Below are 13934 nucleotides of genomic sequence, written 5' to 3'. Positions count from 1 at the left end.
ACTTGGAGCAGCACCATGAAACAATAAAACCGCGCAACTGCGCGGTTTTATTGGGATTTACATACCTTCCCGGTGTTTCATGAAACATCAGGAAAACGGCTTGGCGACTCAGACGTTGAAGCGGAAGTGCATCACGTCGCCGTCCTTGACGATGTAGTCCTTGCCTTCCAGGCGCCATTTGCCGGCCTCCTTGGCGCCGGCTTCGCCCTTGTACTGGATGAAGTCGTCGTAGGAGATCACCTCGGCGCGGATGAAGCCCTTCTCGAAGTCGGTGTGGATCACCCCGGCGGCCTGCGGTGCGGTGGCGCCGACCTTGACGGTCCAGGCGCGGACTTCCTTGACCCCGGCGGTGAAGTAGGTCTGCAGGTTGAGCAGCTGGTAGCCGGCGCGGATCACGCGGTTCAGGCCGGGCTCTTCCATACCCATGGACTCGAGGAACATCTGCATTTCCTCGGGATCGTCAAGCTCGGCGATCTCCGCCTCGATCTTGTTGCACACCGGCACCACGATGGCGCCTTCCTCCTCGGCGATGGCCTTGACCGTGTCGAGGTGCGGGTTGTTCTCGAAGCCGTCCTCGGCGACGTTGGCGATGTACATCACCGGCTTGGTGGTCAGCAGATGGAAGCTGCGCGCCAGAGCCTTCTGCTCGTCGCCGAGCGTCTTCAGCAGGCTGCGTGCCGGCTTGCCTGCGGTGAGATGGGGGATCAACTGCTCGAGCAGGTTCTTCTGCGCCACGGCCTCCTTGTCGCCGCCCTTGGCGACGCGGGCGACGCGCTGCAGCTGCTTCTCGCAGCTCTCCAAGTCGGCCATGATCAGCTCGAGGTCGATGATCTCGATGTCGCGCTTGGGATCCACGCTGTTGGCCACATGGATCACGTTGTCGTCCTCGAAGCAGCGCACCACGTGGGCGATGGCATCCGTCTCGCGGATATTGGCGAGGAACTTGTTGCCCAGACCTTCACCTTTCGACGCGCCAGCCACCAGGCCGGCGATGTCGACGAATTCCATGGTGGTAGGGATGACCCGCTCCGGCTTGACGATCTCGGCCAGCGCATCCAGGCGTGGATCGGGCATCGGCACGATGCCGCTGTTCGGCTCGATGGTGCAGAAGGGGAAGTTTTCCGCCGCGATGCCGGATTTGGTCAGGGCGTTGAACAGGGTGGATTTGCCGACGTTGGGCAAACCTACGATGCCGCAGTTGAATCCCATGCTTGGTCCCTCGGAATAGGGGGTCAGGCCTTCTGGCTGTGCAGGGCCTGCATCGCCCGGTTCCATTCACCGGCAAGGATGTCAGGCAGCACGCCGAGGGCGAAGTCGATGCTCGCGTCCAGCTTTTCCTGCTCGCTGCGCGGGGCGCGGCCGAGGACGTAGCCGGTGACCAGGCTGGCGTGGCCAGGATGGCCGATGCCCAGTCGGAGGCGATGGAAGCCGTTCTGGTTGCCGAGCTGCGCGATGATGTCGCGCAGGCCGTTGTGGCCGCCGTGGCCGCCGCCGGTCTTGAGTCGGGCGACCCCGGGGGGCAGGTCGAGTTCGTCGTGAGCCACCAGAATGGCGTCCGCGGGAATACGGAAGAAGTTCGCCAGTGCCGCCACGGCTTGGCCGCTGCGGTTCATGTAGGTGGTGGGGACGAGCAGACGAACGTCGCGACCTTGGTGGCTGAACTTGCCCACCAGGCCGAAATACTTCTTGTCGAGGCTCAGGCCGACGCCTTTCAGGTCGGCCAGTCGCTCGACGAAAAGAGCCCCCGCGTTGTGCCGGGTCTGGTCGTATTCGGGGCCCGGATTTCCCAGGCCGACGATCAGTTGGACGGCAGTCACGACAGGGGCTCCCTCAGGCGGACGAGATTACTCGGCAGCGCCTTCTTCTTTGCGAGAGGCGTGGATGTTGGCGACCGGCAGGTCGTTGCCGTGGGCCAGGGCCACCAGCTCGACGCCCTGCGGCAGCTTCAGGTCGGACAGGTGGACGATCTGACCGACTTCCACGTTGGCGAGGTCGACTTCGATGAACTCCGGCAGGTCCTTCGGCAGGCAGGAGACTTCGACTTCGGCCAGGGTGTGGGAAACCTCACCGCCCTGCTGCTTGACGCCGATGGAGGTGGCTTCGTTGACGAAGTGCAGCGGAACCACGGCGGTCAGCTTGTGGTCGGCGACCACGCGCAGGAAGTCGGCGTGCATCACGAAGCCCTTGGCCGGGTGACGCTGCAGGGCCTTGATCAGCACGGACTCGGTGGTGCCGTCGATGTTCAGGGCCAGCACGTGGGTGAAGGCGCTTTCGTTTTCCAGCAGCTTGGCCAGTTCGTTGGCAGCCAGGCTGATGGACTGCGGGGCCTTGTCGCCACCGTAGACCACGGCGGGAACCAGGTTGGCGTTACGACGCAGGCGGCGGCTCGCACCTTTCCCCAGGTCGGAACGCACTTGGGCATTCAGGACGAAGTCGGTCATTTCATGTTCTCCAAAATAGCCAAACCGTCCTGCGCGCTTGCGACCAGCGCCGGACGGTTGGAGTGAGCCCTGTCAGAATTCCGGCAGGGCGGTTGTCGTCAGGGATGTCCCTTAGCGGAACATCGCGCTGATCGATTCTTCGTTGCTGATACGGCGGACCGCCTCGGCGACCACCGGGGCGATATCCAGCTGACGGATACGGCCGCAGGCCTGCGCCGCGGCGGACAGCGGGATGGTGTTGGTCACCACCAGCTCGTCCAGCATGGAATTTTCGATGTTCTCGATGGCGCGACCGGACAGCACCGGGTGAGTGCAGTAGGCGTACACCTTGGCGGCGCCGTGCTCCTTGAGGGCCTTGGCGGCATTGCACAGGGTGCCGGCGGTGTCGACCATGTCGTCGACCAGGATGCAGGTACGACCGTCGACGTCGCCGATGATGTGCATCACTTCCGAGTGGTTGGCCTTCTCGCGGCGCTTGTCGATGATCGCCAGGTCGACGCCCAGGGATTTGGCCACGGCACGTGCACGGACCACGCCGCCGATGTCCGGGGAGACGATCATCAGGTTCTCGAAGCGCTGGTCCTCAATGTCGTCGACCAGGACTGGCGAACCGTAGATGTTGTCCACCGGAATGTCGAAGAAGCCCTGGATCTGGTCGGCGTGCAGGTCGACGGTGAGCACGCGGTTGATACCCACCACGGTCAGCATGTCGGCCACTACCTTGGCGCTGATGGCCACGCGGGCGGAACGCGGGCGGCGGTCCTGGCGGGCGTAGCCGAAGTAGGGGATCACGGCAGTGATGCGCGAGGCGGAGGAACGGCGGAAGGCGTCGGCCATCACCACCAGTTCCATCAGGTTGTCGTTGGTGGGGGCGCAGGTCGGCTGGATCAGGAACACATCCTTGCCGCGGACGTTCTCGTTGATTTCGACGCTGACTTCGCCGTCGGAGAATTTGCCGACGGAGGCATCACCGAGAGGGATGTGAAGCTGACGAACGATGCGCCGCGCCAGATCGGGGTTGGCGTTCCCCGTGAAGACCATCATCTTGGACACAGCGAAGTACCTGTCGGCTGAGGTCAGACCTGGATGAGTCTAGAAAAGAAAATGGCAGGGGCGGCTGGATTCGAACCAACGCATGGCAGGGTCAGAACCTGCTGCCTTACCGCTTGGCTACGCCCCTGTATCGTGTCACTCCGCTGTTCCCGATGGCACCTTCTTCCCCGAAGGGAATGGCAGGGGCGGCTGGATTCGAACCAACGCATGGCAGGATCAAAACCTGCTGCCTTACCGCTTGGCGACGCCCCTGTGAAGAGCTTTCGAAACAACGAACTTCAGGCCAGTTCTTTGAGCCTTCGGTGCAGCATTGATATGTTGCAGCCTCGAGCTACAAAGCTCGGCAGAGTGGCTGGAAGTTGGCGGGCGACTTTATCAGCATCGTCCCGATTTGGGAAGCTCCCAAATACGCAAGCTCCAGTGCCGGTTAATCTAGCTGAAACGAACTTGTTCAACAAGATCAAAGCGTTACGAACTTCCGGGTAACGCTTCTCGACGACCGGCTGGCAGTCGTTACGACCACCCCCCTCAAGAAGGCTGCGCACTGTACTGGCCGGCGTATCCCTTGTCAACTCGGGGTCGTTGAATACCGCTGCGGTGCTGATCGCGACCTGGGGCACGGCGACGAGGAACCAGGGTTCCTCCAGCTCGACCGGCTGGAGCTTCTCGCCGACCCCTTCGGCGAAGGCCGCGTGGCCGCGCACGAACACCGGCACGTCGGCGCCCAGGGTCAGGCCCAGGGCGGCCAGACGGTCCAGATCCCAGCCCAGGCGCCAGAGACGCTCGAGGCCGAGCAGGGTGGTTGCCGCGTCCGAGCTGCCGCCGCCGATGCCGCCGCCCATCGGCAGGCGTTTGTCCAGCCAGATGTCGGCGCCGAGCCGACAACCGGACGCCTCTTGCAGGCGGCGGGCGGCGCGGACGATCAGGTTGCTGTCGTGGGGCACTCCGGCGATGGCGGTGTGCAGACGGATTTCGCCGTCCTCGCGCAGGGCGAAGCCCAGCTCGTCGCCGTGGTCGAGGAACTGGAAGAGGGTCTGCAGCTCGTGGTAGCCGTCGGCGCGCCGGCCGAGGATGTGCAGCAGCAGGTTGAGCTTGGCCGGGGCGGGCAGGACGAGCTGGGCGCTGTCGGGAATCGGACGAGCGGTCATGGTCAGTCGTGGTTCGGATGGGTGGATGAGCCGGGCGGAGACCTTACTGGCCGAGACGGCGCGGCTGCCAGTCCTTGATCACTAGGGTGACGTCGAGGTCGTGGCCGTGCAGCTTGATGCGCTGCGGCAGCCAGTAGCCGTTCTGCTCGGCGTAGCTCAGGTAGTCCACCTGCCAGTCGTCCTGTTCCAGGCGGGCCAGGCGGCTGTCGCCGTCGAGGGTCAGGCGGCTGCGGCTGTCCGGGGCGGGCAGGCCGCGCACCCACCAGATCAGGTGGGAGACCGGCAGGCGCCAGCCCATCTGCTCTTCCAGCAGGGCTTCCGGCGACGCGGCCTGGTAGCGGCCCTGGTTGGCCACCTCCAGCACCACCTCGCCGCGGTGCCCGGTCAGCCGCGAGGCGCCACGGCCCAGCGGGCCGGACAGGCGGATGTCGAAGTAGTCCCGGCGCTGCAGCCAGAACAGGGTGCCGCTGCCGGAGTCCCTGGGCGCGCGGATGCCCACCTTGCCGTTGATCTGCCAGCCGTCGAGGGCTTCGGTCTGCTGCTTGTGGGCTTTCCAGCGGGCTGGGTCGCCGTGGCCCTGCAAGGCTTCCTGGGGGGCGAAGGCGGCGCAGCCGCCCAGTACGGTGAACAGAACGATGGCGAAAAGATGCTTGAGGCGCATGGCTCAGAGGGTCTCGGCGCCGGTCAGGCGCAGCAGGGTCTTGCGCAGGATGCCGTTGTCGGGCTGCTTTTCCAGGGCCGCGGCCCAGACCTTGCGAGCCTCGTCCCGCTTGCCGGTGGTCCAGAGCACCTCGCCCAGGTGGGCGATCACCTCGGGATCGGGGTACAGCTCGGCGGCGCGGCGCAGCAGGCGCTCGGCCTCGGCGAGGTTGCCCAGGCGGTAGTGGGCCCAGCCGAGGCTGTCGAGGATCGCCGGGTCGTCCGGGTCGAGCTGGTAGGCCTTCTCGATCAGTTCCTTGCCTTCGTCGTATCGGGTGGTGCGGTCCACCAGGGTGTAGCCGAGGGCGTTGAGGGCCATGGCGTTGTCCGGTTCGCGCTCGAGGATGAAGCGCAGGTCGCGCTCCATCTGGCCCAGATCGTTGCGCTTCTCGGCCAGCATGGAGCGGGTGTAGAGCAGGTTGAGGTCCTCGGGGAACTGCTCCAGGGCTTGCTGGATGGTGTTCCAGGCGGCGTCGTACTGCTGGTGGTTGGACTGCGCCTCGGTCTCGATCAGGTACAGTTGGATGGCGTAGTCGGGCTGGCTGTCGCGGGCCTCGGCCAGGCGTCGGGCGGCCTCGTCGCCGCGGCCCAGCTTGAACAGCAGCTCGGTCTGGCGCAGTTGTGCGGAGAGGTAGTCGTTGCCGGCGCCGACTTGGCTGTACTCGGCCAGGGCGCTTTCCAGCTCGCCTAGCTCCTCGTAGGCGCGGCCCATGTTGAAGTGCGCGGCGTCGACGTGGCTCTGGCGCTCCACCAGCTCCTCCAGGTAGACGATGGCTTCCCGCCAGGCCTTGGCTTCCAGGTGCACCAGAGCCAGGGAGAAGCGCAGGTCGTCGTCTTCCGGCGACTGCTGGAGCAGGGTGGTGAACTGTTCCTGGGCGTCGTCCAGGCGGCCCCGTTCGACCAGCAGGCGTGCGTAGGTCAGGCGCAGGCGGCGCTCCTCGGGGTGCTGGCGGATGCCCTTCTTGAGTAGGGCCAGGGCCTCGTCGCTGCGCTGCATGCCCTGCAGCAGGCGGGCGCGCAGCAGCAGCGGGGCGACGTCGTGGGTCGCCGCCGGCTGGTCCTCGAGCAACTCCAGGGCTTCCTCCGGGCGGCCGTCCTGCTGGAGCAGCAGGGCCTTGCCGAACAGCAGCTGACCGTTGTCCGGGTAACGGGCGAGCAGGCGGTCGAAGCTCTGCAGCAGGCCGTTGCGGGTCTCCGGGTCGGTCTCGGCGGCGGACAGGGCGAGGAAGTCGAAGTGGGTGTCGCCCTGGCCCCTGAGGACTCGTTCCATGTATTCCATGGAGTCGTCGTAGCGACCGGCGCGGGCCAGCTGGATGGCTGCGGCGCGCTGGGCGTCGATGTTTTCCGGGGCATTCTTCGCCCAGATCAGCGAGGTCTCCAGGGCTGCCTGGTCGGAGCCCAGGTATTCGGCGATGCGGAAGCCGCGCTCGGCGACACCAGCGTCCTGGGTGGCCTTGGCCTGCTCGACGTAGTTGTTGAGGGCGATGTCGAAGCGGTTGCGCTGGCCGGCCAGCTCGGCGGTGAGCAGGGCGTACAGGGTGTCCGCACTGAACGAGCCGTAGCTTTCCGCTTTCTTGCTCTCGTCCGGTGCCGAGGCGGCATCTTCCAGCGGCGGGGTGCCGTCGGCGGAGGGCGAGGTGAAGGATTGGCAGCCGCCAAGGAGGGTCAGGGCGGCGAGCAGCGCAAACGATCTGTTCATATGAGCGTCAAAGGGTGACTAGCCAGCAGTCCGAGCATGATGACACAAGACGTCGGGCAAACCCATCGTGGCATGCAGGCTCCAGTCGGAATCCTTGATTAGGACAATCGGTCGCAGTGGTTGTTCTCGACAGGGGGACGTAGGAGAATTAGCGGCTTCCGATTTTCATCAGCGACTCTGCATGGCCTTCCTCGCCCTCGGTATCAACCATAAGACTGCCCCGGTGGAAATCCGCGAACGCGTGGCTTTCAGCCCCGAGCAGCTGGTCGATGCCCTGAAGCAGCTCTGCCAGCGCACCGCCAGTCGCGAGGCGGCGATCCTCTCCACCTGCAACCGCAGCGAGCTGTACCTCGAGCAGGAGACGGTGGCCGCCGAGCAGGTGCTGGCCTGGCTGGCCGACTACCACCAGCTCGATCTCGACGACCTGCGCGCCTGCGCCTACATCCATGCGGACGATTCGGCGGTGCGCCACATGATGCGCGTGGCCTCCGGGCTGGATTCCATGGTCCTCGGCGAGCCGCAGATCCTTGGTCAGATGAAGTCCGCCTTCGCCGTGGCGCGCGAGGCCGGCACCATCGGCCCGCTGCTCGGCCGGCTGTTCCAGGCCACCTTCAACACCGCCAAGCTGGTGCGCACCGATACCGCCATCGGCGAGAACCCGGTGTCCGTGGCCTTCGCCGCGGTGAGCCTGGCCAAGCAAATCTTCAGCGACCTGCAGCGCAGCCAGGCGCTGCTGATTGGCGCCGGCGAGACCATCAGCCTGGTGGCCCGCCACCTGCACGATCAGGGCGTCGGGCGCATCGTGGTGGCCAACCGTACCCTGGAGCGCGCCAGCCTGGTGGCCGAACAGTTCGGCGCCCGCGCGGTGCTGCTTTCCGACATTCCCCACGAACTGGTGAACAGCGACATCGTCATCAGCTCGACTGCCAGCCAGCTGCCGATCCTCGGCAAGGGCGCCGTGGAAAGCGCCCTGAAGCAGCGCAAGCACAAGCCGATCTTCATGGTCGACATCGCCGTGCCGCGCGACATCGAGGCCGAGGTAGGCGAGCTGGACGACGTCTACCTCTATACCGTGGATGACCTCCACGAGGTCATCGCCGAGAATCTCAAGAGCCGCCAGGGCGCGGCGCAGGCCGCCGAGGAGCTGGTCGCCGCCGGCACCGAGGACTTCATGCAGCGCCTGCGCGAGCTGGCCGCGGTGGACGTGCTCAAGGCCTACCGCCAGCAGGCTGAGCGGCTGCGCGACGAGGAGCTGGCCAAGGCGCGCCGCCAGCTGGCCAACGGCTCCCCGGCCGAGGAAGTGCTGGCCCAACTGGCCCGCGGGCTGACCAACAAGCTGCTGCACGCGCCCAGCGTGCAGCTGAAGAAGCTCTCCGCCGACGGGCGGATCGACGCGCTGGCCCTGGCCCAGGAACTGTTTTGCCTCGACGAAGGCCATCCGAAACCATGAAAGCTTCCCTGCTGAACAAGCTGGATACCCTCAAGGATCGCTTCGAGGAGCTCACGGCGCTGCTCGGCGATGCCGAGGTGATCGCCGACCAGAGCCGCTTCCGCGCCTATTCCAAGGAGTATGCGGAGGTCGAGCCGGTGGTCGAGGCGTTCCGTGCCTGGCGCAAGGTCCAGGACGACCTGGAGAGCGCCCAGGCCCTGCTCAAGGACAGTGATCCGGACCTGCGCGAGATGGCCGAGGAGGAAGTCGCCCAGGCCAAGGCGCAGCTGGTCGAGCTGGAGGACCGCCTGCAGCGCATGCTGCTGCCCAGGGACCCCAACGACAGCCGCAACGTGTTCCTGGAAATCCGCGCCGGTACCGGCGGCGACGAGGCGGCGATCTTCTCCGGCGACCTGTTCCGCATGTACTCGCGCTATGCCGAGCGCCAGGGCTGGCGCGTGGAGATCCTCTCCGAAAGCGAGGGCGAGCACGGCGGCTACAAGGAGGTGATTGCCCGCGTCGAGGGCGACAACGTCTACGGCAAGCTCAAGTTCGAGTCCGGCGCGCACCGCGTGCAGCGCGTGCCGGAAACCGAGTCCCAGGGGCGCATCCACACCTCGGCCTGCACCGTGGCGGTGCTCCCCGAGCCGGACGAGCAGCAGGCGGTGGAGATCAACCCGGCCGACCTGCGCATCGACACCTTCCGCGCCTCCGGGGCCGGCGGTCAGCACGTCAACAAGACCGACTCGGCGATCCGCATCACCCACCTGCCCACCGGCATCGTGGTGGAATGCCAGGACGAGCGCTCGCAGCACAAGAACCGCGCCAAGGCCATGGCCTGGCTAGCGGCCAAGCTGCAGGACATGCAGGACGCCGCCGCGCACAAGGAGCTCTCCGAGACTCGCCGCCTGCTGGTGGGTTCCGGCGACCGCTCCGAGCGCATCCGCACCTACAACTATCCGCAGGGGCGGGTCACCGACCATCGCATCAACCTGACCCTCTACTGCCTGGACGAGGTGCTGGATGGCGGCGTCGACGCGGTGATCGAGCCGCTGCTCAGCGAATACCAGGCCGACCAGCTGGCCGCCCTGGGCGACTGATCTCTCCAGGGGACGAGGGGTTGGTTGCGTCAGACCCTCGCCCCAACCCTCTCCCCGAAGGAGAGGGAGCCAGGCATAGGAGCCTCCCGTATGGCTACCATCCACTCCCTGCTCGCCAGCGCCGAGCTGCCGGATTCGCCGACCCCGCGGCTGGATGCCGAGCTGCTGCTCGCTGCGGCCCTTGGTAAGCCGCGCAGCTACCTGCGCACCTGGCCGGAGCGCGAGCTGGCGCCCGACGTCGTCGAGCGCTTCGCCGCCTGGCTGGAGCGCCGCCGGGCCGGCGAGCCGGTGGCTTACATCCTCGGCCGCCAGGGCTTCTGGAGCCTGGAGCTGGAGGTCAGCGCACACACCCTGATTCCGCGCCCGGACACCGAGCTACTGGTGGAGACCACCCTGGCCCTGCTGCCCGTCACGCCGGCGCGGCTGCTCGACCTCGGCACCGGCAGCGGAGCCATCGCCCTGGCCCTGGCCAGCGAACGGCCGGCCTGGCGGATCACCGGTGTGGACCGGGTGCCCGAGGCGGTGGCCCTCGCCGAGCGCAACCGCCGGCGCCTGGGGCTGGATAATGCCGAATTCCGCCAGAGCGAGTGGTTCACGGCGCTGGCCGGCGAGCGCTACACGGCGATCGTCGGCAACCCGCCGTACATCGCCGCCGGCGACCGCCACCTGGGCGAGGGCGACGTGCGCTTCGAGCCGGCCAGCGCACTGGTCTCCGGGGCTGACGGACTGGACGACATCCGTGCGATCATTCGCGGCGCGCCGGCGCACCTGGAACCCGGTGGCTGGCTGCTCCTCGAACACGGCTACGACCAGGGCGCGGCGGTGCGCGAGCTGCTCGGCGCCGCCGGCTTCCAGGCGGTGGAGAGCCGCCGCGACCTGGGCGGCCACGAGCGCATCAGTCTGGGACGCCGGCCATGACAAGCGAGGTGACCATGCTCACTGACCAAGAGCTGCTGCGCTACAGCCGGCAGATCCTCCTCAAGCAGATCGACATCGACGGCCAGAGGCGCCTCAAGGCGGCCCGGGTGCTGATCGTCGGCCTCGGCGGCCTGGGCTCGCCGGTGGCCCTGTATCTGGCCGCCGCCGGGGTGGGCGAGCTGCACCTGGCCGACTTCGATCAGGTCGACCTGACCAACCTGCAGCGGCAGATCCTCCACGACACGCCGAGCATCGGCCGGGCCAAGGTGGATTCGGCCATGGCCCGCCTCGCCGCGCTCAATCCCGAGGTGCGACTGGTGGCGCAGTGCGGCGCCCTGGACTCCGACTCCCTGGGGACGGCGGTGGCGGCGGTCGATCTGGTGCTCGACTGCTCCGACAACTTCACCACCCGCGAGGCGGTCAACGCCGCCTGCGTGGCCGCCCGCAAGCCGCTGGTCAGCGGCGCGGCGATCCGCCTGGAAGGCCAGCTTTCGGTGTTCGACCCGCGACGGGACGACAGCCCCTGCTACCACTGTCTGTACGGCCACGGCAGCGAGGCCGAGCTGACCTGCAGCGAGGCCGGAGTGGTCGGGCCGCTGGTCGGCCTGGTGGGCAGCCTGCAGGCCCTGGAGGCGCTCAAGCTGCTGGCTGGCTTCGGCGAGCCCCTGGTTGGCCGTCTGCTCCTGGTGGACGCGCTGGGCAGCCGCTTCCGCGAACTGCGGGTCAAGCGCGATCCGGCCTGCGTCGTATGCGGGGGCGGCCATGGCGAGTGACGCGCCGGTCGGCGTGTTCGATTCCGGGGTCGGCGGCCTTTCGGTGCTGCGCGAGATCCGCCAGTTGCTACCCGCCGAATCGCTGCTCTATGTCGCAGACAGCGGCCACGTGCCCTACGGCGAGAAGTCTCCGGACTACATCCGAGCGCGCAGCCTGGCGATCAGCGAGTTCCTCCTCGGCCAGGGCGCCAAGGCCCTGGTGCTGGCCTGCAACACCGCCACTGCGGCGGCGGTGGCCGAGCTGCGCGGTCGCTACCCGCAGCTGCCGATCATCGGCATGGAGCCGGCGGTCAAGCCGGCGGCGGCGGCTACCCGCAGCGGCGTGGTCGGCGTGCTGGCCACCACCGGCACCCTGAAGAGCGCCAAGTTCGCCGCGCTGCTCGACCGCTTCGCTGGCAACGTGCGGGTCATCACCCGGCCCTGCCCGGGGCTGGTGGAGCGAATCGAGGCCGGCGAGCTGAACGGGGCCGGCACCCGCGAGCTGCTGCGCAGCTGGGTCGAGCCGCTGCTCGCCGAAGGCTGCGACACCCTGATCCTTGGCTGCACCCACTACCCCTTCATCAAGCCACTGCTGCGCGAGCTGGTCCCGGCATCGGTGAGCCTGATCGATACTGGCGCCGCGGTGGCACGTCGACTGCGCCAGCTGCTCGCCGAGCGCGACCTGCTGGCGGTGGGCGGGGAGGGGAAGCTGCGCTTCTGGTCGACTGGTCGCCCGGAGGAAATGGCCGCGGTGCTGCCGCGCCTTTGGGGCGAGGCACTGCCGGTGGAAGCTCTGCTGGCATGAAGTTTGCCAGCGTGTCGGGCGAGTCCGTCTACTCTGATCGGATGTAAAAGCAGGCTCGCTTAGAGCGGCTGCCCCTATTTATACTTGGTGGCCGTTAGCCTGATTCCCTGACTTCACGAAGAAGGAAGTTATTTATGCAGTTTCGTTCCCTGGCTGCGTTGGCAGCATTGTCCTTGGGGGTCGCTGTTTCGGCGCAGGCCGCGGACGTGACGGTAGCGATTGGCCAGACCGGCGATTCGACCATGGCCTATCGTCTAGGCACCCAATTCGATTTCGGTACCAGCTGGCTGGAAAGCGACACCGGTCGCCTGACCGGTTACTGGGATGCCGGTTACACCTACTGGCAGGGTGATGACACCGCCAGCAACCACAGCATCTCCTTCGCTCCGGTGTTCGTCTACGAATTCGCCGGCCAGAGCGTCCGCCCCTACGTCGAGGCGGGCATCGGCGTGGCGCTGTTCTCCAGCACCGAGCTGGAAGACAACGACCTGGGCTCCTCCTTCCAGTTCGAGGATCGCCTCGGCTTCGGCCTGCGCTTCGCCGGCCAGGAAGTCGGTCTGCGTGCGATCCACTACTCCAACGCCGGCATCAAGCAGCCGAACGATGGCGTGGAGGTCTACAGCCTGCACTACCGCACCAGCTTCTGAGCCGGGCGGCGACCGCACGAGGCTGTCGCGGCAGTCAGAAAAAACCGGGCCCTGTGCCCGGTTTTTTCATGTCCGTGGCTCTAGCGCTGGTGCTCCAGCAGCCGGCGCGCCGCTTCCTGGCCGCTCAGCCAGGCGCCTTCCACCCGCCCCGACAGGCACCAGTCGCCGCAGGCGTAGAGCCCCAGGTCGGCGTCGGCCAGCACGCCCCACTGGTGGGCCTGGGCCGGACGGGCATACAGCCAGCGGTGGGCGAGGCCGAAGGCCGGTGGCGGTACGGCGCAGCCGATCAGTTCGGCGAAGGCCCCGTGCAGCTGTTCGATGATCAGCTCCTTCGATAGGTCGAGGTGCTGCTTGCTCCACTCGCTGCTGGCGTGCAGCACCCAGGTGTCCAGCGCGCCGTCGCGGCCCGGCTTGCTGCGGTTGCGGGCCAGCCAGGACAGCGGGCTGTCCTGGACGAAGCAGCCTTCGATGTCGGTCTCCAGCGGCCGCTCGAAGCCCAGGGCCACGGCCCACACCGGCTCCATGGCGACGCTGGCGGCGGCGCTGGCCAGCTTGGGGGCGGCGGCCAGCAGGGTGGTGGCCTGCGGCGCCGGGGTGGCGATCACCACCTGGCTGAAGGGGCCGTGGACCTGCCCTTCGGTGTCCTGTAGCTGCCAGTGGCGGCGGCCGCGGAACACCTCGCTGATCCGGCAGCTGAACTGCACCGGCAGGCCGCCGAGCAGGGCGCGAGTGATCGAGCTCATGCGCGGCGTGCCGACCCAGCGGGTCTGCTCGTCCGGCGAGTAACTGAGCCGGCCATCGCTGAAGTTGTAGAGGGACGGTGACCACTCGGCCACCCAGCCGCGGCTCTGCCAGTGCTGCACGGTTTCCAGGAAGCGGCGGTCGCGGGCCGTGAAGTACTGGGCGCCGAGATCCAGGGAGCCGGCATCGCTGCGCCGGCTGGCCATGCGGCCGCCGCTGCCTCGGCTCTTGTCGAAGAGTTGTACGCGAAGCCCGGCGCCGGTCAGGCTCTGGGCTGCGGAGAGACCGGCCAGGCCGGTCCCGATGATGGCGATGCACGAACTCATGGTCTACCTCGTCAGCTCATATATCCGGCTAGGTTTTAGACAGGTCCCTGGGCGCAGGTTGGGACGCCCTGGGCCGATCCGGCCTGTTCCGCACCTTGGCGCCCGGGGCATCGGCTCGTCCGGACCAGGCACGCGGTGGTTGCCTGAACCACGCTTTCCTCTATTCAGCCTAGGCC

At 67.2% G+C, this 13934-nt stretch carries 14 protein-coding genes and 2 tRNA genes; 6 read left to right on the top strand and 10 right to left on the bottom strand.

Annotated features, from left to right (window positions below):
• Positions 1-108 precede the first annotated feature (108 nt).
• The 9 genes from ychF to H165_RS0100465 form a co-directional block, all read right to left on the bottom strand.
• The gene (gene ychF, locus H165_RS0100505) at positions 109-1209 is read right to left on the bottom strand and encodes a redox-regulated ATPase YchF (protein WP_017936929.1); all 1101 of its coding nucleotides are present in this window, start codon (positions 1207-1209) and stop codon (positions 109-111) included.
• Between the two features lie 23 nt (positions 1210-1232).
• Positions 1233-1817 carry an aminoacyl-tRNA hydrolase gene (gene pth / locus H165_RS0100500; protein ID WP_017936928.1) on the bottom strand — a complete coding sequence of 195 codons (585 nt, stop codon included), beginning with the start codon at positions 1815-1817 and terminating at the stop codon, positions 1233-1235.
• 27 nt (positions 1818-1844) lie between these two features.
• Positions 1845-2441, bottom strand: a complete 597-nt coding sequence (locus H165_RS0100495) for a 50S ribosomal protein L25/general stress protein Ctc (RefSeq protein ID WP_017936927.1) — start codon at positions 2439-2441, stop codon at positions 1845-1847.
• A gap of 111 nt (positions 2442-2552) precedes the next feature.
• Positions 2553-3494 carry a ribose-phosphate pyrophosphokinase gene (locus H165_RS0100490; protein WP_017936926.1) on the bottom strand — a complete coding sequence of 314 codons (942 nt, stop codon included), beginning with the start codon at positions 3492-3494 and terminating at the stop codon, positions 2553-2555.
• Positions 3495-3546: 52 nt separating this feature from the next.
• A tRNA-Gln gene (locus tag H165_RS0100485) sits at positions 3547-3621 on the bottom strand.
• 50 nt (positions 3622-3671) lie between these two features.
• Positions 3672-3746 (bottom strand) — tRNA-Gln (locus H165_RS0100480).
• Between the two features lie 26 nt (positions 3747-3772).
• The gene (gene ispE, locus H165_RS0100475) at positions 3773-4642 is read right to left on the bottom strand and encodes a 4-(cytidine 5'-diphospho)-2-C-methyl-D-erythritol kinase (protein WP_017936925.1); all 870 of its coding nucleotides are present in this window, start codon (positions 4640-4642) and stop codon (positions 3773-3775) included.
• Between the two features lie 43 nt (positions 4643-4685).
• Positions 4686-5303: a lipoprotein insertase outer membrane protein LolB gene (gene lolB, locus H165_RS0100470; protein WP_017936924.1), complete on the bottom strand. Its 618-nt coding sequence runs from the start codon at positions 5301-5303 to the stop codon at positions 4686-4688.
• Positions 5304-5306: 3 nt separating this feature from the next.
• The gene (locus H165_RS0100465; protein ID WP_017936923.1) at positions 5307-7040 is read right to left on the bottom strand and encodes a tetratricopeptide repeat protein; all 1734 of its coding nucleotides are present in this window, start codon (positions 7038-7040) and stop codon (positions 5307-5309) included.
• Positions 7041-7221: 181 nt separating this feature from the next.
• Between H165_RS0100465 and hemA the strand changes: the two genes are divergently transcribed.
• The 6 genes from hemA to H165_RS0100435 all read left to right on the top strand — a co-directional run bounded on the left by hemA (position 7222) and on the right by H165_RS0100435 (position 12691).
• Complete coding sequence (gene hemA / locus H165_RS0100460; RefSeq protein ID WP_017936922.1) at positions 7222-8490, top strand: glutamyl-tRNA reductase; 1269 nt, start codon at positions 7222-7224, stop codon at positions 8488-8490.
• A complete protein-coding gene (prfA, locus tag H165_RS0100455) occupies positions 8487-9569 on the top strand; it encodes a peptide chain release factor 1 (protein ID WP_017936921.1) in 1083 nt (360 codons plus the stop codon). The genes hemA and prfA overlap by 4 nt, the downstream gene beginning before the upstream one ends.
• Before the next feature lie 90 nt (positions 9570-9659).
• On the top strand, positions 9660-10487 hold the full coding sequence (gene prmC / locus H165_RS0100450; RefSeq protein ID WP_017936920.1) for a peptide chain release factor N(5)-glutamine methyltransferase: 828 nt from the start codon (positions 9660-9662) through the stop codon (positions 10485-10487).
• 14 nt (positions 10488-10501) lie between these two features.
• Entirely contained in the window at positions 10502-11260 is a 759-nt protein-coding gene (locus tag H165_RS0100445) for a molybdopterin-synthase adenylyltransferase MoeB (RefSeq protein WP_026146248.1), read from the top strand.
• On the top strand, positions 11250-12044 hold the full coding sequence (gene murI / locus H165_RS0100440; RefSeq protein WP_017936918.1) for a glutamate racemase: 795 nt from the start codon (positions 11250-11252) through the stop codon (positions 12042-12044). The genes H165_RS0100445 and murI overlap by 11 nt, the downstream gene beginning before the upstream one ends.
• A gap of 134 nt (positions 12045-12178) precedes the next feature.
• Entirely contained in the window at positions 12179-12691 is a 513-nt protein-coding gene (locus H165_RS0100435; RefSeq protein ID WP_026146247.1) for an acyloxyacyl hydrolase, read from the top strand.
• 80 nt (positions 12692-12771) lie between these two features.
• Here H165_RS0100435 and H165_RS0100430 read toward each other — a convergent pair whose 3' ends face one another.
• Positions 12772-13758, bottom strand: a complete 987-nt coding sequence (locus tag H165_RS0100430) for an NAD(P)/FAD-dependent oxidoreductase (RefSeq protein WP_017936916.1) — start codon at positions 13756-13758, stop codon at positions 12772-12774.
• Positions 13759-13934 lie beyond the last annotated feature (176 nt).

Source organism: Pseudomonas thermotolerans DSM 14292 (genome assembly GCF_000364625.1).
Lineage (GTDB): Bacteria > Pseudomonadota > Gammaproteobacteria > Pseudomonadales > Pseudomonadaceae > Aquipseudomonas > Aquipseudomonas thermotolerans.
Note: the sequence above shows the minus strand (reverse complement) of the source record. Positions and strands in the feature narration are given on the sequence as shown.

Excerpts from the sequence above, each read along its gene's own strand:
- ychF (WP_017936929.1), bottom strand. The coding sequence starts at position 1,209 with ATGGGATTCAACTGCGGCATCGTAGGTTTGCCCAACGTCGGCAAATCC.
- H165_RS0100495 (WP_017936927.1), bottom strand. The coding sequence starts at position 2,441 with ATGACCGACTTCGTCCTGAATGCCCAAGTGCGTTCCGACCTGGGGAAA.
- ispE (WP_017936925.1), bottom strand. The coding sequence starts at position 4,642 with ATGACCGCTCGTCCGATTCCCGACAGCGCCCAGCTCGTCCTGCCCGCC.
- lolB (WP_017936924.1), bottom strand. The coding sequence starts at position 5,303 with ATGCGCCTCAAGCATCTTTTCGCCATCGTTCTGTTCACCGTACTGGGC.
- H165_RS0100465 (WP_017936923.1), bottom strand. The coding sequence starts at position 7,040 with ATGAACAGATCGTTTGCGCTGCTCGCCGCCCTGACCCTCCTTGGCGGC.
- hemA (WP_017936922.1), top strand. The coding sequence starts at position 7,222 with ATGGCCTTCCTCGCCCTCGGTATCAACCATAAGACTGCCCCGGTGGAA.
- prfA (WP_017936921.1), top strand. The coding sequence starts at position 8,487 with ATGAAAGCTTCCCTGCTGAACAAGCTGGATACCCTCAAGGATCGCTTC.
- prmC (WP_017936920.1), top strand. The coding sequence starts at position 9,660 with ATGGCTACCATCCACTCCCTGCTCGCCAGCGCCGAGCTGCCGGATTCG.
- H165_RS0100445 (WP_026146248.1), top strand. The coding sequence starts at position 10,502 with ATGCTCACTGACCAAGAGCTGCTGCGCTACAGCCGGCAGATCCTCCTC.
- murI (WP_017936918.1), top strand. The coding sequence starts at position 11,250 with ATGGCGAGTGACGCGCCGGTCGGCGTGTTCGATTCCGGGGTCGGCGGC.
- H165_RS0100435 (WP_026146247.1), top strand. The coding sequence starts at position 12,179 with ATGCAGTTTCGTTCCCTGGCTGCGTTGGCAGCATTGTCCTTGGGGGTC.
- H165_RS0100430 (WP_017936916.1), bottom strand. The coding sequence starts at position 13,758 with ATGAGTTCGTGCATCGCCATCATCGGGACCGGCCTGGCCGGTCTCTCC.